The organism is Actinokineospora sp. UV203 (assembly GCF_056323665.1).
The window spans coordinates 4,621,772-4,637,871 of record NZ_CM150484.1 but is presented as its reverse complement, the minus strand read 5'-3'; the positions used below and the strand labels follow the sequence as shown (position 1 = coordinate 4,637,871).

19 protein-coding genes are annotated in these 16,100 nt (G+C 69.4%); 12 read left to right on the top strand and 7 right to left on the bottom strand.

Annotated features, from left to right (window positions below; all coding sequences use genetic code 11):
• Nucleotides 1–166: 166 nt before the first annotated feature.
• Nucleotides 167–1,330: a L,D-transpeptidase gene (locus ACUZ2Y_RS22195; protein ID WP_476321854.1), complete on the bottom strand. Its 1,164-nt coding sequence runs from the start codon at nt 1,328–1,330 to the stop codon at nt 167–169.
• Between the two features lie 117 nt (nt 1,331–1,447).
• Here ACUZ2Y_RS22195 and ACUZ2Y_RS22190 point away from each other — a divergent pair, with 117 nt between their 5' ends.
• Nucleotides 1,448–2,179 carry an SDR family NAD(P)-dependent oxidoreductase gene (locus ACUZ2Y_RS22190; protein ID WP_476321852.1) on the top strand — a complete coding sequence of 244 codons (732 nt, stop codon included), beginning with the start codon at nt 1,448–1,450 and terminating at the stop codon, nt 2,177–2,179.
• On the opposite strand, the gene ACUZ2Y_RS22185 is transcribed toward ACUZ2Y_RS22190, so the two are convergent.
• Nucleotides 2,176–3,267, bottom strand: a complete 1,092-nt coding sequence (locus ACUZ2Y_RS22185) for a UDP-N-acetylmuramate dehydrogenase (protein ID WP_476321850.1) — start codon at nt 3,265–3,267, stop codon at nt 2,176–2,178. The genes ACUZ2Y_RS22190 and ACUZ2Y_RS22185 overlap by 4 nt on opposite strands.
• 25 nt (nt 3,268–3,292) lie before the next feature.
• Here ACUZ2Y_RS22185 and ACUZ2Y_RS22180 point away from each other — a divergent pair, with 25 nt between their 5' ends.
• From ACUZ2Y_RS22180 to ACUZ2Y_RS22165, 4 genes are all read left to right on the top strand, one after another.
• Nucleotides 3,293–3,790, top strand: a complete 498-nt coding sequence (locus ACUZ2Y_RS22180; RefSeq protein WP_476321848.1) for a DUF2505 domain-containing protein — start codon at nt 3,293–3,295, stop codon at nt 3,788–3,790.
• A gap of 3 nt (nt 3,791–3,793) precedes the next feature.
• Nucleotides 3,794–4,606 (top strand): class I SAM-dependent methyltransferase, encoded by an 813-nt coding sequence (locus ACUZ2Y_RS22175; protein WP_476321846.1) that lies wholly within the window; start codon nt 3,794–3,796, stop codon nt 4,604–4,606.
• Nucleotides 4,607–4,658: 52 nt separating this feature from the next.
• Nucleotides 4,659–5,414: a MerR family transcriptional regulator gene (locus ACUZ2Y_RS22170; RefSeq protein WP_476321844.1), complete on the top strand. Its 756-nt coding sequence runs from the start codon at nt 4,659–4,661 to the stop codon at nt 5,412–5,414.
• Nucleotides 5,415–5,555: 141 nt separating this feature from the next.
• A complete protein-coding gene (locus ACUZ2Y_RS22165) occupies nt 5,556–6,239 on the top strand; it encodes a maleylpyruvate isomerase family mycothiol-dependent enzyme (protein ID WP_476321842.1) in 684 nt (227 codons plus the stop codon).
• Nucleotides 6,240–6,517: 278 nt separating this feature from the next.
• Here the strand turns inward: ACUZ2Y_RS22165 and ACUZ2Y_RS22160 are convergent, their stop codons facing one another.
• Nucleotides 6,518–7,276, bottom strand: a complete 759-nt coding sequence (locus ACUZ2Y_RS22160; RefSeq protein WP_476321840.1) for a tyrosine-protein phosphatase — start codon at nt 7,274–7,276, stop codon at nt 6,518–6,520.
• Nucleotides 7,277–7,465: 189 nt separating this feature from the next.
• Here ACUZ2Y_RS22160 and purU point away from each other — a divergent pair, with 189 nt between their 5' ends.
• The 3 genes from purU to ACUZ2Y_RS22145 all read left to right on the top strand — a co-directional run bounded on the left by purU (nt 7,466) and on the right by ACUZ2Y_RS22145 (nt 10,514).
• A complete protein-coding gene (gene purU / locus ACUZ2Y_RS22155) occupies nt 7,466–8,341 on the top strand; it encodes a formyltetrahydrofolate deformylase (RefSeq protein WP_476321838.1) in 876 nt (291 codons plus the stop codon).
• 258 nt (nt 8,342–8,599) lie between these two features.
• A protein-coding gene (locus ACUZ2Y_RS22150; RefSeq protein WP_476321836.1) for an IS5 family transposase occupies nt 8,600–9,432 on the top strand; the annotation gives its coding sequence in 2 pieces (ribosomal slippage) (nt 8,600–8,936 and nt 8,936–9,432; 834 coding nt in all).
• Nucleotides 9,433–9,659: 227 nt separating this feature from the next.
• On the top strand, nt 9,660–10,514 hold the full coding sequence (locus ACUZ2Y_RS22145; protein ID WP_476321834.1) for a GNAT family N-acetyltransferase: 855 nt from the start codon (nt 9,660–9,662) through the stop codon (nt 10,512–10,514).
• A gap of 32 nt (nt 10,515–10,546) precedes the next feature.
• Here the strand turns inward: ACUZ2Y_RS22145 and ACUZ2Y_RS22140 are convergent, their stop codons facing one another.
• Nucleotides 10,547–11,548 (bottom strand): NADP-dependent oxidoreductase, encoded by a 1,002-nt coding sequence (locus ACUZ2Y_RS22140; RefSeq protein ID WP_476321832.1) that lies wholly within the window; start codon nt 11,546–11,548, stop codon nt 10,547–10,549.
• A complete protein-coding gene (locus ACUZ2Y_RS22135) occupies nt 11,548–11,988 on the bottom strand; it encodes an SRPBCC family protein (RefSeq protein ID WP_431420089.1) in 441 nt (146 codons plus the stop codon). Before ACUZ2Y_RS22135 ends, ACUZ2Y_RS22140 begins: the two co-directional genes overlap by 1 nt.
• A 43-nt stretch (nt 11,989–12,031) precedes the next feature.
• Here ACUZ2Y_RS22135 and ACUZ2Y_RS22130 point away from each other — a divergent pair, with 43 nt between their 5' ends.
• On the top strand, nt 12,032–13,168 hold the full coding sequence (locus tag ACUZ2Y_RS22130; RefSeq protein WP_476321829.1) for an LOG family protein: 1,137 nt from the start codon (nt 12,032–12,034) through the stop codon (nt 13,166–13,168).
• Here the strand turns inward: ACUZ2Y_RS22130 and ACUZ2Y_RS22125 are convergent.
• Together ACUZ2Y_RS22125 and ACUZ2Y_RS22120 are read right to left on the bottom strand one after the other, a co-directional pair.
• Nucleotides 13,139–13,831: a response regulator gene (locus ACUZ2Y_RS22125; RefSeq protein WP_476321827.1), complete on the bottom strand. Its 693-nt coding sequence runs from the start codon at nt 13,829–13,831 to the stop codon at nt 13,139–13,141. The two genes, ACUZ2Y_RS22130 and ACUZ2Y_RS22125, sit on opposite strands and share 30 nt — an antisense overlap.
• 77 nt (nt 13,832–13,908) lie before the next feature.
• Entirely contained in the window at nt 13,909–14,451 is a 543-nt protein-coding gene (locus tag ACUZ2Y_RS22120) for a YbaK/EbsC family protein (RefSeq protein ID WP_476321825.1), read from the bottom strand.
• Between the two features lie 108 nt (nt 14,452–14,559).
• Between ACUZ2Y_RS22120 and ACUZ2Y_RS22115 the strand changes: the two genes are divergently transcribed.
• The 3 genes from ACUZ2Y_RS22115 (at nt 14,560) to ACUZ2Y_RS22105 (ending at nt 16,099) form a co-directional block, all read left to right on the top strand.
• Nucleotides 14,560–14,880 (top strand): protease inhibitor I42 family protein, encoded by a 321-nt coding sequence (locus ACUZ2Y_RS22115; protein WP_476321823.1) that lies wholly within the window; start codon nt 14,560–14,562, stop codon nt 14,878–14,880.
• Nucleotides 14,881–15,011: 131 nt separating this feature from the next.
• Nucleotides 15,012–15,617 (top strand): RNA polymerase sigma factor, encoded by a 606-nt coding sequence (locus ACUZ2Y_RS22110; protein ID WP_476321821.1) that lies wholly within the window; start codon nt 15,012–15,014, stop codon nt 15,615–15,617.
• A complete protein-coding gene (locus ACUZ2Y_RS22105) occupies nt 15,614–16,099 on the top strand; it encodes a carboxypeptidase regulatory-like domain-containing protein (RefSeq protein ID WP_476321819.1) in 486 nt (161 codons plus the stop codon). Before ACUZ2Y_RS22110 ends, ACUZ2Y_RS22105 begins: the two co-directional genes overlap by 4 nt.
• The last annotated feature ends 1 nt before the right edge of the window (nt 16,100 follow it).

The following is a 16,100-nucleotide window of genomic DNA, read 5'->3' as shown; positions in this document are numbered from 1 at the left end:
CCACCCGGCAGATTCAACGCGCCGACAGCCCCGGAATCTTCCCGAGTGCGGTCTTCCTCACCCAGGGGTGAGCTATGTCACACAGATGCTTCGACCAGGTGCGGACACACATCACCGCGCCCACGGCCAACATGATCAACGTGACGAGCAAGCCAGGCCGGGTGGATCACCGCAGGGCGGTCATCTTCTGCCACTGGCTCCACGGGATCAGCCAGTCGTAGACATCCGACGTCGGGGGCATGTTCGCCTGCGAGCCGGTGACCTCCACCGGGTCGCCGATGATCGCGCTGTCGAAGTACGCCTTGGCGTCGGCCTCGAACAGGTTCACGCAGCCGTGCGAGGAGTTGACCTTGCCGATGTTGGCCCGGTTCTCCTCGTTCTCGTGGATGAACTCGCCGTGGTTGGAGAAGCGCACGGCCCACTTCTTCTTGACGTTGGTGTAGCCGTACTGCGGGTTGGAGAAGTCGCCGATCGGGTCCTTCTGCATCACGATCATGGTGCCGTTGGGCGTGTTCAGGTTCGGGTCGGCGTCCTTGCCGTTGCTCGCCGGGTAGCTCGCGAAAAGCTTGCCGTCGCGGTAGACGTTCATCTTGTGGTCGGGGGTGTTGATCTTCACGACCTGGTTGCGCCCGATGGTGAACTTCGACGACAGGTCCGCCTTGCCATAGGCGCCGCCGCCGTAGGCCAGGCCGTAGAGCTTCGCGGTGACCGTGACCTTCGTGCCCGCGGGCCAGTACTCCTTGGGCCGCCAGTCGACCTGCTGGTCGTGCAGCCACGCCCACGAGCCCTCGACCGGCACCGAAGTCTCGACCTTGAGGGCCTTCTCCACGGCGGCCTTGTCGGTCACCTTGCCCTCGGGGAACTTGACGCTGACCGGCATCGCGACACCGACGGTGGCGTTGTCCCCCGGGTTGACCGTGGCGCGGGGGGTCTTCGCGGGCTTGAGGGTGGTGAAGGTGCCCTTGAGCTCGACCTTCTTGCCGTCGATCCCGGTCGCGGACGCGGTGTAGGTGTACTTCTTCGCGTATCCGAGCGCTTCGCTGGACTTCCAGCTGAGCTTGTCGGCGGCCACTTCACCCGCGACGGGCTTGCCGCCGTCATTGGTGAGCTCGACCTCGTCGAGGGTGCCCTCGGTGACCGACACGGTGACCGGCTCGGTGGGCGGGACATCCTTGGCGTCGACGGCCGGGGTCGCGACGAGCTTCGCCTTGGGCGGCTCGTCGCCGCCGGTGGAACCACCGCCGACAGGGGACTCGGACGTGCACCCGGCGACCAGCGCCAAGGCCAGGAACAGGGTTCCCAGAACCACTGCCGTCCGACTGCGTCTCACCGTCTGCCTCCTCTGTCGAGTCTCGTCCCATTGGTGAAGACGTTCCACCCGCTGTCCGGTGGGGTGGCTGTGACCGTGCTCATACATGGTTGTCGGCGGGTGGGGAAAGATTGAGCCGTGAACAACGCCATCGCGGTAGTGACCGGCGCCAGCGCGGGGATCGGCGCGGCCACCGCCCGCCATCTCGCGGCCGCCGGGTTCGACGTCGTACTGGGCGCGCGGCGCCTTGACCTGCTGGAGAAGGTCGCCGCCGAGATCAGCGGCCACGCGATCGAGTTGGACGTGACCGATCCCGCGTCGATCGAGTCTTTCTGCTCCCGCGTTCCAGCGTGCCACGTTCTGGTGAACAACGCCGGTGGCGCCCGCGGGCTCGACCGCGTCCTCGACGCCGACGAGGACCGCTGGCAGTGGATGTGGGACGCCAACGTCATGGGCACCCTGCGGATGACCAAGGCCCTGCTGCCCAAGCTGGTCGCGTCCGGCAACGGGCACGTGGTCACCGTGACGTCCATCGCCGCGACCGAGATCTACGACGGCGGCGCCGGGTACACCGCGGCCAAGCACGCCCAGTCCGCGCTGCACCGGACCCTGCGCGGCGAACACCTCGGGCAGCCGGTGCGGTTCACCGAGGTGCTGCCCGGCATGGTGGAGACGGACTTCTCGGCCAACCGGTTCGACGGCGACCAGGAGCGTGCGGAGAAGGTGTACGAGGGCATCGAGCCGCTCACCGCCGACGACGTCGCCGAGGTGATCGCGTTCGCGGTGACCCGGTCGCCGCACGTGAACCTGGACCAGATCGTCATGAAGCCCCGCGCCCAGGCCTCGGCGACCAGGGCGCACCGGATCTAAATCGAGCAGTTCACCATGACGGGCTCGGGGTGCAGATCGACCCCGAAGGTCGCGCGGACGCCGTCGCGGACCTCGGCGGCCAGCGCCAGCAGGTCCGCCGTCGTCGCGGTGCCGCGGTTGGTCAGCGCCAGGGTGTGCTTGGCGGACAGGGCAACCCGGCCGCCGGGTCCCTCGTGGCCCTTCGTGAAACCGGCCCGCTCGATCAGCCAGGCCGCCGACAGCTTCGACGCGCCGGGCCCCGCCGGGTACTTCGGGACCGACACGTCCGGGCCGACCCGCTCGACGATGCGGGCCATGACGCCGTCGATGTCGGTGTCGGCGACGATCGGGTTGGTGAAGAACGAGCCCGCGCTCCACGTGTCGTGGTCGAGCGGGTCGAGGACCATTCCCTTGCCGCGCCGCAGGTTCAGCACCGCTTCGCGGGCGGCGGCCACCGGGACCCGCTCGTCCTGGCGGACGCCGAGGGCGCGGGCCAACTCGGTGTAGCGGATCGGCGCGGACATGCCGTCGTCGACCAGTTCGAAGCGGGCGCGCAGCACGACCGCGCGGTCGGTGCCCTTGAGGATGCTGGTGCGGTAGCCGAGGCCGAGTTCGGACACGTCGAGCGTGCGTACCTCGGTGGTCGCGCGGTCGAGCAGGTCGACCGAGACCAGGACCTGGGCGATCTCGACGCCGTAGGCGCCGACGTTCTGCACGGGGGTGGCGCCGACGAAGCCGGGGATGCCGGAGAGGCATTCCAGGCCGCCGAGCCCGGCCTCGACCGTGCCGGAGACGACGGTGTCCCAGTCCTCGCCCGCCTCGACGGTCAGCTGGACCCGGCCGGGCGAGGTGCAGTCGATCTTGCTGCCGCGGTTGGCGACCCGCACGACGGTGCCGTCGAAGCCCTCGTCGGCGATCACCAGGTTGGATCCGCCGCCGAGAACCAGCAGCGGGGTGCCCGCGCTGTCGGCCGCGCGGACCGCGTCGACCACCTCGGCGGCGGTGGCGGCGGCCACGAAGTCGGCGGCCGGACCACCGAGGCGCAGGGTGGTGTAGCCGCTGAGCGGAACGTCCGTCCGGACGCCGGCACCGAGTGGGAGGCTGGTCACGGGACCCAACGGTAACCTCCTGGCCATGGCTAGCCGCATCGAGCACCGCGCCGCGTTCACCCGACCGGCCTCCGAGGTCCACGCCGCCCTCGTCGACCGGGCGTTTCTCGACGCGCGGCTGCGCGATCTGGGCGGCAAGAAAGCCACGCTGCTGGACTACTCCGTCGACGGCGACGCCGTCACTTTCAAGCTGCGCCAGGGCGTCGACGCCCAGCGCCTGCCCTCGGTCGTGCGCACGGTGATCAAGGGCGACCTGATCGTCGAGCGCACGGAGTCGTGGCGGCCCGACGGCGTCGCGTTCACTGGCTCGACCTCGGCAAACGTCTCGGCCGTGCCGGGCGACATCAAGGGCGCGTTCCGGCTCGCGGACACCGCGGGCGGCAGCGAGTGGTCGACCCGCGGCGAGGTGAAGGTCAGCATCCCGTTCATCGGCGGCAAGATCGAGTCCGTGATCGCCGAACAGGTCACCCGGCTGCTCGCCGCCGAGGCCGAGTTCGCCGCGAAGTGGCTCGCCGGTAAGTAGCGCGTGGCCCGTACCCCCCGCCTGGCCGCGGGTCGAGCCCGAGCCCTGGGCAGCCCGACGCGCGGCACGACCAACCCGAACCGGCTGCGCCGGATCGACCGGTGGATGGTCGGGTCCCTTCCGGTGCGGGCGGCCCTGACGGCCGCCGCTGACCCGCTCGTCGTCGACCTCGGCTACGGCGCGACGCCGATCACCACGGTCGAGATGGCGGCCAGGCTGCGCACGGTGCGGCCCGATGTGCGGGTCCTCGGTCTGGAGATCGACCCCGAGCGGGTGGCCGCCGCCCTACCGGTCGCGGACCCGCCTGGGCTGGAGTTCCGGCGCGGCGGGTTCGAGTTGGCGGGCACCCGACCGGTGCTGCTGCGCGCGTTCAACGTGTTGCGGCAGTACACGGAGGAGGAGTCGGCGGCGTCCTGGGCGACGATGCTCTCGCGGCTCGCGCCGGGCGGTCTGCTGGTCGAGGGCACGTGCGACGAGATCGGCCGCCGCTGCTCCTGGGTCACACTCGACACTGCCGGGCCGCAAACCTTCACGCTGTCGTGCCTGCCGTCGGGTATCGAGCGGCCGTCGGATCTGGCGGAGCGGCTGCCGAAGGCACTGATCCACCGCAATGTGCCGGGTGAACGGGTCCACGACCTGCTCGCCGCGTTGGACGGCTGCTGGGCCACCGCGGCGTCGTTCGCCCCGTTCGGCCCGCGGGCGCGGTGGGTGGAGACCATCCGGGCGTTCGCCGCGGCGGGGTGGCCGGTGCTGGACAACCGGCGGCGCTGGCGACTCGGCGAAGTCACCGTCGAATGGTCCGCCGTCGCGCCTTGACATTGACGTTGCGTCAACTTCTACCGTGGACCTCGACAGTGAGGGAGGCGGGATGAGCTGGTCGATCGCCCAGGTGGCGCGGATGTCGAAAGTGACTTCGCGAACGCTGCGGCACTACGACGAAATCGGCCTGCTGCCGCCGGAGTCGGTGGGCCACAACGGCTACCGCTACTACGGGCAGGAGCAGTTGCTGCGCCTGCAGCAGATCCTGGTCCTGCGCGAGCTGGGCCTGGGCCTCGACGCCATCGCCGAGATCATCGACAACGGCACCGACGAGGTCGAGGCGCTGCGTAGGCACCACCGTTGGCTGCTGGCCGAGCGCGACCGGTACGACCGGCTGGCGCGGACCGTCTCCCGGACGATTGAGGATGTGGAGGGAGAACACAAGGTGACGACCGCTGAGCACTGGTTCGAGGGTTTCGACTCGACCAAGCAAAAGGCGTTGCAGGAAGAGGCCCGCGAGCGTTGGGGAGCGTCCCACGTGGACGCCGCGACCGAGCGCGTCAAGGGCAAGGGTGAGGACTGGTGGCGTGACCAGGGGCAGACCTGGGTGGCGTCGCTGGAGGCACTGGTCGCGCACATCGACGCGGGCCGGGAGGTGACGGACCCGCTGGTTCAGGAGACCATCGCCGGCCACCACCGGTGGCTGACGAACTTCTGGACCCCCAACCGCGAGTCCTACACCGGCCTGGCCGATGTGTACGCGGACGACCCGAGGTTCCGGGCGAAGTTCGACCAGACCGACCCCCGCCTCGCGGAATACCTTCGCGCGGCAATGGCCGAATACGCCCGCACACTGCTCGACTAGCCACTGGCCCCGACGGCAGTCCTCGACCCGTGGGCCATAGGGCCCAGGCCGCCCGGGTGCGGATGCTGGGTCGGCCGACGGGACTCGTTGGGCATGGCGGGGGAGCTGCAGATCCCCCGTCCCTGGCTCTAAAGTCGGACAGTGGACCTCGCCCAGGCAGTCGACCAGATCCGACTCCACTCCGACGCCCTCCGTGCGGCGGCCGTCGACGCTGGACCCGATGCCGCGGTGCCCACATGTCCGGAGTGGACTGTCCACCAGCTCGTGTCGCATGTGGCCCGTGCCCAGTCGTGGCCGGGTGCGAACCAGACCGCGGCGGTCGGCAGGCCACCGGAGGACTGGGAAGAACTCCTCGCCTGGTGGAACCCGGAGTCCTTCTGCGACACCCTGTTGGCCGCCCAGACCACCTGGCCGCCCACGACGCTCGGGTGGTGGGCCCGACGGTCGGCCCACGAGGCCGCCATCCACCGCCTGGACGCCGAACACGCCCGTGGCAGGCCGGTGCCGCCACTGCTCTTCGACCCCGCCTTCGCCGCCGACGGCATCGATGAGCTGCTGTCCCTGATCGCCCGACGTCACCGCACAGTGGCCGCCCCCGCCCAGGTTCTCCTGCACGCCGCCGACGCGGGCCGTGTTTGGAACCTGTTGCTGGCCCCCGACCACGGCGTCGAGATAGGTCCCGACAACGACCCCGCACTCGATGTCGACGTCGACGTCGCCGTCGTCGGCACCGCCGACGCGGTGTACCGAGCCCTGTGGCGCCGCCCGAGCGCCGCGATCATCACCGGCGACCAACTCCTGCTGAACCACCTCAAGGCCCCGTAGGTACAGGTGTGGACCACCCGGACACTCGGGACTGGTTCAGCGGCACGTCCCGCTCCGAGGCGGGACACCGAGCTTCTCCGTTTCTGTCACGGGGCGATGACCAACGGGCTTGATTGCGTGGTCCGCCTGACCGGGTATCTCGGCCTGCACCTTCGCGCGGGTGGGGTGTGCCTGCCTACCGTTGAGCCCGCCCCGGCCGATTGGAGTGCGCCCGGCGAAGCGCGCGGCCTGAAAGCGGGTCGCCAGAGCAAGGGGACTCGTAATCCCTTGCTCCTCTTTCAGCCTCCGTCGATGAGCGATTCGTGCGGGCGCGTTGTCAGGTTGGTGCGGAGGCCTTCGATCATGGCATCGTCCACCGCCAGCTGGGCCTGGGCGTAGCTGAGGATCGAGCCGTGGCGAGTGGCCAGGTTCGCCAGGAACAGGGTCATGGTCTGGGCCGGGGCTTGGCCGTAGCCGGGCCAGGTGAGGGTTTGGTCGGGGTGGGTGGCCTTCCAGTCGGCGACCAGGCGGGCGGTTGCCCGCTCGGTCAGGGCGAAGTCGGCGACGACGTCTTCTTCGGCGACGCCGAGGAGGGTGAGGACGAGGGCTGCGAGCAGGCCCGTTCGGTCCTTGCCGGAGGCGCAGTGGATCACTGTGGGGCCGGCGTTCGGGGTCGCCAGCAGGGTCAGGGCCTGGTGTAGTTCGGCGGTGCCGTCCTCGGCCACCTCAGCGAAGCGGTCGGCCAGGTAGGGGCCGGGGTCGACGGTGGGCGGCAAGGACGGCTGGTCATAGGGGCGGTGTTCGATGCTGAGGTTGTGGTACTCCAGTCCGTCGTAGTCCGGCACTCGGCCCGCGCGCTCGATTTCCCAGGGGTAGCGGAGATCGATGACGGTGCGGATGCCCAGTTCGGCGAAGCGGTCCCAGTCGTCGGTGGCGAGTTTGGACAGTGAGTCGGAGCGGTAGAGCTGTCCCCAGCGGACGGTGCGGCCGTCGGCGGTGGCGTAGCCACCCACGTCGCGGAAGTTGTGCAGGCGGGCGAACTCGATGTGTCTCCTCACGGTTCGACTGTACGAGCGATCTTGGGGAGCCGGTGTCAAGTGGCTTCGCGGTGGACGAAGGATCGGGAGGCCGATTCATGTTTCCGCTGGTCACGCGGGTACTGAACGGAATCGTTGGGTGCGGGTCGGCGGCGTGAGTCCTCACCCACCGGCCCACGAAGGTCAAGGACCGCCTGACAGAATCGGGGGGTGCCGTCGAACGAACGTCGCTATGTGATCAAGCTCGGGTGTCCGGACCGGACCGGGATCGTGGCGCGGATCGCGTCGTTCTTGACCGAGGCGGGTGGGTGGATCGTCGAGGCGGACTACCACTCCGATCCCGACACCAACTGGTTCTTCACCCGGCAGGAGGTCCGGGCGGACTCGCTGCCGTTCGGGGTGGAGGAGTTGCGGACACGGTTCGCCGAGGTCGCCCGGCAGCTGAGCGCCCAGTCGGACTGGAGCATCATCGACACCGGGGTCAAGCGGCGCGTGGTGATCCTGGTGTCGAAGGAAGGCCACTGCCTCTACGACCTGCTCGGCCGCGTGCACGGCGGCGAGCTGGACGTCGACGTTCGGGCGGTCATCGGCAACCACACCGATCTGGCCGACATCACCCGGGCCCACGGTATCCCGTTCCACCACGTTCCCTTTCCGCCTGGCGATCCCGAGGGCAAGTCGGCCGCGTTCGCCCAGCTGAGTCAATTGGTCGACGCCGCCAAGCCGGACGCGATCGTGTTGGCGCGGTTCATGCAGGTGTTGCCCGCCGAGTTGTGCGCACGCTGGGCGGGGCGCGCGCTGAACATCCATCACAGCTTCCTTCCGTCGTTCGTGGGAGCGCGCCCGTACCACCAGGCGCACAAGCGTGGGGTGAAACTGATCGGCGCGACGTGCCACTACGTCACCGCCGAACTCGACGCCGGGCCGATCATCGAGCAGAACGTGATCCGGGTCGACCACGGCGACTCCGTGGCCGACATGGTGCGCAAGGGACGGGACATCGAGAAGGTCGTGCTCGCGGGCGGGCTGCGCGCCCACCTGCAGGGGCGGATTCTGGTGCACGGCAACAAAACTGTCGTGTTCTGACCTGACGGGCCCAGGCGGATCCTGACTCCTTACTGTGTGGGCGACAACGGTCCACCCAGAGGTGCGATGGCGAGAGAACGGTGACACTGGTGGGTGTCCTCCGGCGCCTGGCGATGCCGACGGAATGACGACACCCGCGAGTGGTCGCGCGCATCATCTGTCGACCCCAACCGCCGCTGCGGGGCAACAGCTGCGAGCGGCAGCTAAGACCACATCTCATTTGGGTGGGTTGGCTGGTAGGCGATATGTTGATCAACGATGAACGATGTGGAGAAGTGGTGTCCGGAGCCGTTGTGGCTGTTGGCGTATCCGGTGTTGCCCGACGCGCCGCAACGCCACCAGGGCGGGGGTCGGCGCCGATTGGACGACCGTGTCGTGTTGGCGGCCATCTTGTACGTGCTACAGACCGGATGTGCCTGGTCGGCGCTACCGGCCTCGTTCGGGGTCAGTGCCCCGACCGCGCATCGGCGGTTTACCGAGTGGGTCGCCGCGGAGGTGTTCGCTCGGCTGCACGAGGCTGTGCTGGACCTGCTCGGCTCCGCCGGTGCGATCGACTGGTCGCGGGCGTCGGTGGACAGCATGCACGTCCGCGCGGTCAAAGGGGGGATCTGACCGGTCCCAGCCCGGTCGATCGGGGCAAGCCCGGCAGCAAGATCCATGCGGTGAGCGAGCGCGGTGGCCTGCCGTTGGCCGTGGTCGTCACGGCGGCCAACCGCAACGACCACCTGGAACTGGAGACCGTCGTCGATGCCGTGGCACCGGTCAAGGGGCCAACTGGCAGGCCTCGCCGCCGACCACGCAAGCTGCACGCGGACAAGGGCTACGACTACCTGTCCTGCCGCAAGGCGTTGCGCCGGCGGGGCATCATCGCCCGGATCGCCCGCCGGGGCATCGAGTCCGCCAAGCGGCTGGGTCGCCACCGGTATGTCATCGAACGAACCCTGGAGTGGGTTTCCCGATTCCGTCGGCTGGCCCGCCGCTATGAACGCAAAGCCGCCCACTTCACGGCATTCGCCCAGCTGGCCTGCGCGGTGATCTGCTACCGCCGAGCCCTCAAACTGGATCTGCTGACTCACAACAACCCCAAATGAGATGCGGTCTAAGGGTCCGCGTAGGCGTCGACAAGGAATGTCGAGAGTGCTTGTGTCTCAACGGTTTTCACGGCTGGCCTCCTGACTTGGTGATTCCAGGTTAGGCGGCGATCAGTGCCGTGTCATTGCCCCTTTAGCGTGGGGATGGACGTTTGACGACCGGCCTTCCCTGTGCTGCGCCGGTTAATTCGATTGCCCACCACCGCCGGTGCCGCCATCCTTCTTCCATGACCATCCGACCCGTCGACCACGTTCCCACCACCGATCCTCGCCCATTGTCCCTTGTGGACCTGACTGCCTGCCTCGAGCTCGCGGACAACCGCGAATGGCCGTACGAGGACCGCAAGTGGGACTTCCTGCTGCGGGTGGGCCAGGGATATGGAATCGTCGACGCGGCCGGGAAACTGGCCGCGTCGGCCGTTCTCACGCGGTTCGGCGGGGTGGCGGCGATCAGCATGGTGTTGGTGGCCGACCGGTACGAGGGACGCGGCCTGGGTAAACGGATCATGCGCCATCTCATGGCCGAGGCGGGCGACAGCATTGTCACGCTCTACGCGACCTCCAACGGCAGGCCGCTCTACGAAAAGCTTGGCTTCCAAGCGGTCTCCGGCTGCGACGCCCTCGTCGGCGGCTTCACCGGAGCCGCTCCGCACACCACCCGCCTGGCGACCGCGGACGACCTGCCCGCGATCCTCCGGCTCGACGCCGAGGTGCTCGGCGTCGACCGGACACACGTCCTGACCAGGCTGCCCGAGTACGCCGACCGCATTCGGGTCGTCGAGCGCGACGGCGCGATCACGGGATACGCCGCCGCGAGCCGGGCGATGTCGACGCAGGACCACGTCCAGGTGGGACCGGTGATCGCCGCCGACGAAGCGGACGCGCGGGCGCTGATCGCGGACCTGGCGGCAGGCGGCCGGATCCGCATCGATCTCGACCCACGTCAGTCCGACTTGCTCGCCTGGGGCAAGGAAAACGGCCTGGAAGTCCTCTTCCAGGCCACTTCCATGGTCGTCGGCGGCGCTCCCCTGCCGGGCGACCGCGGTCGGCTGTTCGCGCCGCTGCTGCAGGCGATCGGCTAGGGCAGGTCCTGTGGATCCCGGCAGCCCATGTCCTAGACCAGCCGCACCAGCATCTTGCCGGTGTTGCCGCCGCTGAGCAGCGACAGAAACGCTTCCGGCGCGTTGCGCAGGCCGTCGACAACGGTCTCCGTGTAGCGGAGGTCGCCGGACTTGATCCAGCCGCCGACCTCGCGGATGAAGTCCGCGCGGCGGGCCGCGTGGTCGCTCACCAGCATGCCGCGCATGGTGATGCGCTTGCCGACGATCTGCATGAGGTTTCGCGGCGCCGGCGTCGGCTCGGTCGCGTTGTAAAGCGAGATCATTCCGCAGACGGCGATCCGGCCGTGGACGTTCATCGCCGAGATGGCGGCTTCCAGGTGGTCACCGCCGACGTTGTCGAAGTACACGTCGATGCCGTCGGGCGCCGCCGTGGCCAGCTGCTCGCCGATCGGCGCCGCCTTGTAGTCGAGCGCCGCGTCGAAGCCGAGGTCGAGCAGGTGCTGGACCTTGTCCGCGCCGCCCGCACTGCCGATGACCCGCTTGGCCCCGCGCAGCCGGGCGATCTGACCGACGAGCGACCCGACGGCACCCGCGGCGGCGGAGACGAAAACCGCGTCCCCGGAACGAAATTCCGCGACATCGAGCAGGCCGGCGTACGCCGTCAGCCCTGGCATGCCAAGCACACCAAGGTAAGCGCCCAATGGGGCGACCGCCGGGTCGACCTTGGCGACGGCGTCCACGCGGACGATCGCGTGGTCGCGCCACCCGGCGCCGTGCAGCACGAAGTCGCCCGGCACCAGAGAATCCACAGTGGACTCAAGAACTTCGCCCACCGCCCCGCCGTGCATCACCTCGCCGAGCGCATACGGCTCGGCGTAAGACTTCGCGGCGCTCATCCGTCCCCGCATGTACGGGTCAAGACTCATGACGTGGTTGCGCACCAGGATCTCACCGGCCGCCGGAGCGGGCAGCGAGGTCTCGACGAAGGCGAAGTTCTCCAGCCTCGGCACACCTCTGGGCCTGCCGGCGAGATGCACTTCCAGGGCGGTGGTCATCAGCTCTCCAGTTCCCGCTTCAGGTTGGCTAGCAGTTCACCGTGGATGCGGCGCAGACCGGCGGGAGCGAAGATCCGCTCGAAGAACCCGCCGACGCCGTTGGCGCCTTCCCACGTCGTGACGACCCGCACGGTGCTCGTGTCCCCGGACCCCTCGACGGTCCAGGTGCTGATCAGCGTGGAGTTCTTGTCGGCCTCGACCAACACGTCCGGCTGCGGCGCGCTGACCTCGACCAGTACGTCGCGGACGCGCTTCGCGGTGGCCTGCAGCGTCCAGTGCACGACCGTGCCCGGACCGGTGCCGCCGGAGCGGACCTCGTAGTCGCGGTAGTGCTCGGTGAGGATCTTCCCGCGCACGCCCGCGTAGTCCGCTACAGCGGCGCGAGCCTGCTCGACGGGGACATTGATCACCTGTTCGGCGACAGCCTGGACCTGGTTCATCGTTCTCCGTACCTCGAATCGGCGACGCCCGTACGCTACTCGCGTGCGGACCGAGATCACCGACCTGGACACACTGCGCCGCCACCGCGCGGAGAACCTCGACCTGCGGGGAGTCGTGCTCATCCGGCTCGACCTGACCGCCCGCGAGGACGACGCGCTGCTGCGCACGGCGCTGGACGGCGCCCTGCTGCTGGGCTGCGTCCTCACCCCGGAGGCCGCCAGGCGGGCCGAGGCGGCGGGCGTGCTCGCGTTCCCCGCCGTGCCGGACCTGCCGTACGACATGTACCGGTCGACCCTCTACACCGCCACGGAGCTGTTCGACGGCTTCGACCCCGCTCGCCCGGAGTCCTACGCGGACACCCCGGATGCCCGGATCTACCGGCACACCAAGGAAACCAAGCTCGACCCGCTGCACGCGCTGACCGAGCGGCTGCACGACCACAGCATCTCCGAGGCCCTCGCCGACGCCATGACCGGCCACCCGGTGGCGGTGATGGGCGGCCACGCCCTGACCCGCGATTCCCCCGGATACCGCGACGCGGTGGAACTCGGCGTCACCCTCGGCCAGGAGGGTTTCACCGTCCTGACCGGCGGCGGCCCGGGCGCCATGGAGGCCGTCCCGCTGGGTGTGCGGCTCTCCCACACGTCCTCTGTGGACGAGGTGGTGCGGTCGCTCGCCGTCGCGCCGAAGTTCGCGAGCGGCGCCACGGTCGACGCGAGCGAGATCGGCACCTGGCTGGCGGCGGGGCTGGCGGTTGACCTGCCCGTCGACCACACCCCGCGCACCATCGGCATCCCCACGTGGTTCTACGGCCACGAGCCGCCCAACCCGTTCTGCGAGCTGCACGCGAAGTACTTCGCCAACTCGGTGCGCGAGGACGGCCTGCTGACCATCGCCACCGGCGGCATCGTCTACACACCGGGCAGCGCGGGCACGGTCCAGGAGGTCTTCCAGGACTACACGCAGAACCACTACTCGTCGATCGGCCCGCCGGCGCCGATGATCTTCCTCGGCAGCCGGTTCTGGAACGAGGAGGTGCCCGCCGCTCCCCTGGTCCGCAGGCTCGCGCGCGGGCGCGAAGCCGAGCCGTGGATCATGGTCACCGACGACATCGACGAGGTCGTGACCCTGCTGCGGGCCTACGCCGAGTCAGTCCAGCAGGCCGGCGCGCTGCGCTAGGACCGCGGCGGTGACCCGGTTCGAGCAGCCGGTGGCCGCCAGGATCTCCGAGACGTAGCCGCGCACCGTCGAGTCCGACAGGCGCAGCTCCTCGGCGATCTCGTTGTTGCTGCGCCCCATGCCGACCAGCCGCAGCACGTCTCGCAGGCGCGGGGAGAGCCGGGCGACCTCGGCGGCGGCGCCGATGCGGTCGAGGTGGTGGGAGGCGAGGTGGCCCATCAGGTCGTGCGTCAGCGTCGGGTCGAGCACGGCCCCGCCGCGCGCCGCGACGCGGACCGCTCGCACCAGTTCGGCCGGGTCGACATGCTTGAGCAGGAAACCTTTCGCGCCCAGCCGCAGCGCCGAGGCGACAGCCTGGTCGGCGTGGAACGTGGTGAGAACGACCACAGCGGGCATTGTCGGGAGCCTGCGCAGCTCGCGGAGCGCGTCCAGGCCGTCCATCCGGGGCATCTTCAGGTCCAGCAGCAGGACGTCGAGGTCCTGGGTGCGGGCCAGTTGCAGCGCCTCGCCGCCGTCGGCGCCCTCGCCGACGACCTGCAGGTCGGGGGCCGAGCTGAGGATCTTGGAGACGAACGCGCGCGCCATCGGCTCGTCGTCGACCACGCCCACGCGCACGGTGGCCCGCTCCGCGGTCAGACCGTCCACATCGAACTGCGCCGTCACGGCACGCCCCTTTCAAGGTTCTCTGGCAAATAGGACCTGACCAGGCATGTTCTCGGCTACCGACGTTCGTAGGTTCTTCAGCGGGCGAGGTCTTCGATGACCTCCGCGCCCGGGAGCGCGGCGAGCACGTCGCCCGGGACGAACAACTTGCTGCCGCGGATTCCGCTGCCGATGACTAGTTCGGGCGCGGCGGCGACGGCGGCATCGATGAGCAGCGGCCAGTCGGCGGGCAGGCCGATCGGGGTGATGCCGCCGTAGGCCATGGCGGTCGCCTCGACCGCGCGGTCCATCGGCGCGAACGAGGCCTTGCGCACGTCGAGCCTGCGCCGGGCGACACCGTTGACGTCGGCGCGGGTGGTGGCGAGCACCAGGCAGGCGGCGAGTCTCTCCTCGCCGCCCCGCTTGCCGAGGACGACCACGCAGTTGGCCGACGCGGTGAGCGGCGTGCCGTAGGCGTCGCAGAACGCGGCGGTGTCGGCCAGGTCGGGGTCGATGCGGGCCACACCGACGCGGTCGGCGCCCGGCAGTGAGGCAAGTGCTTTCGCCACCGGCTCGGCGAGCAGGTCGGCGTGGTCGAGGGCGGGGACGACGGTCAGGCTTCCGGCGATGTTCCAGCTCACACCCCCACATTAGCCACGCGGTCGGGGCGACTGGATGTATCCACTGGGCAGGAGCCACCTCTTAGTGGTTGTGCGTAGAAATACTCAGCATGTGTAGAGGAGCCATCGATGGCACTGGTTCACCTGTCGGCGACAGACGCCGACGGGCCGACGGAGCTGCGCCGTGGCGACACGGTGGAGCTGCGGTTGCCGGAGTCGCTGGGCACTGGTTACCGCTGGCGCTGGCGCCTGCCGGTGACACTGCGGATGGTGGCCGACGAGCATGTGACGCACCCCGGTGCGAAGGTGGACATACCGGGCTCGGCGGGAATGCGCAGACTCGCCTTCGACGTGACCTCGGCGGGTTCGCACGAGCTCCGAGCCGAACTGGCCCGGCCATGGGAGGGCGAGGCACAGCAGGCGCTCACCTTCGTCCTCCACGCACTGTGAGGAGTGTCCGGGATGGGTTCATCAGTTTGGGTGAGGCGAATCCGGATGCGACGCATCGGCCCACTTCACAGCGATGCGACCATTGGCACGAGAATGCACAACCCCGGCAGACGGAAGATGGGGTGGGAGCGGTGACCGAGCTCCGCACGGTAGGGACCAATCCGCCCTGGGAAGGGCTGAAAGGGTCAGACCGGCACGCGGCCTGCATGATCGCGGCCCGCGACGGCAACAAGGGCGCACTCGACGTTCTCGTGGCCGAGCTGACTCCGCTGGTCTGGCATGTCGCACGCGGCACGGGCCTTGACCGGACCGCGGCCGAAGACGTCGTGCAGACGGTGTGGCTGGCGCTGCTGCGCCACGTCGACCGTCTCGCCGAGCCCCGCGCCCTGGTGGGCTGGCTCATCACCACCGCCCGCCGCGAGGCGAACCGGACCCGGCAGCGCGGGAACGGCCAGATCGAGCTGTCGCCGGAGATCGCCGAGCACGTGCTCAGCACCGAGCCGATGCCCGAGGCCGAGGTCCTGCGCGGCGAACGTGATCACAAGCTTTGGGCCGCTTTCCGCAGACTCGCGCCGCGCTGCCAGGAGCTGCTGCGCCTGACGGTGCTGGCGGGCCGGGCCGAATACCGAGTGGTCGCCGACCGGATGGGGATGCCGCACGGCAGCATCGGCCCCACCCGCGGTCGGTGCCTGAACTCGTTGCGCGACTTGTACGACAATGGGGACGGGGTCAAATGAGAACCAAGGACGAGTACGACATGGAACCGGCCGAGCGGGACTACTGGCTGGCCCAGGTCGCCCATCTGGTCGATGACCTGGACCCGGTGCCCGTCGGTCTCGTCGAGCGGGCCCAGTTCGCCATCGCCATCGAGGACATCGACGCCGAGGTCGAGCTGGAGGCCGCGCGCTGGGCCGACCAGCGGCCGCTGGTCGGCGTGCGCAGCGGTGCGCCCGGGACGATCACGTTCTTCGTCGGCGACCTCACCGTCATGGTCAACGTGACCCGCACCGGCGAACGCCAGCGCATCGACGGCTGGCTGGTGCCCGCGGGCGAGCACGGTGTCGAGATCCGGGTCGCCGACCACGGGTCGACGGCGACGACCGCGGACGAGGGCGGCCGGTTCGTGCTCACCGAGGTTCCACGTGGAACCACGCAGATCCTCGTGCGGATGAACGGCGGCAAGCCACGCACGGTGGTCACCCCGACCGTCATTCTCTGAC

What these genes read in the sequence shown, in the direction of transcription:
- ACUZ2Y_RS22105 (WP_476321819.1), top strand. Translation starts at nt 15,614, where the DNA reads ATGAGAACCAAGGACGAGTACGACATGGAACCGGCCGAGCGGGACTAC.
- ACUZ2Y_RS22170 (WP_476321844.1), top strand. Translation starts at nt 4,659, where the DNA reads ATGAGCTGGTCGATCGCCCAGGTGGCGCGGATGTCGAAAGTGACTTCG.
- ACUZ2Y_RS22135 (WP_431420089.1), bottom strand. Translation starts at nt 11,988, where the DNA reads ATGAACCAGGTCCAGGCTGTCGCCGAACAGGTGATCAATGTCCCCGTC.
- ACUZ2Y_RS22180 (WP_476321848.1), top strand. Translation starts at nt 3,293, where the DNA reads ATGGCTAGCCGCATCGAGCACCGCGCCGCGTTCACCCGACCGGCCTCC.
- ACUZ2Y_RS22115 (WP_476321823.1), top strand. Translation starts at nt 14,560, where the DNA reads ATGGCACTGGTTCACCTGTCGGCGACAGACGCCGACGGGCCGACGGAG.
- ACUZ2Y_RS22145 (WP_476321834.1), top strand. Translation starts at nt 9,660, where the DNA reads ATGACCATCCGACCCGTCGACCACGTTCCCACCACCGATCCTCGCCCA.
- ACUZ2Y_RS22140 (WP_476321832.1), bottom strand. Translation starts at nt 11,548, where the DNA reads ATGACCACCGCCCTGGAAGTGCATCTCGCCGGCAGGCCCAGAGGTGTG.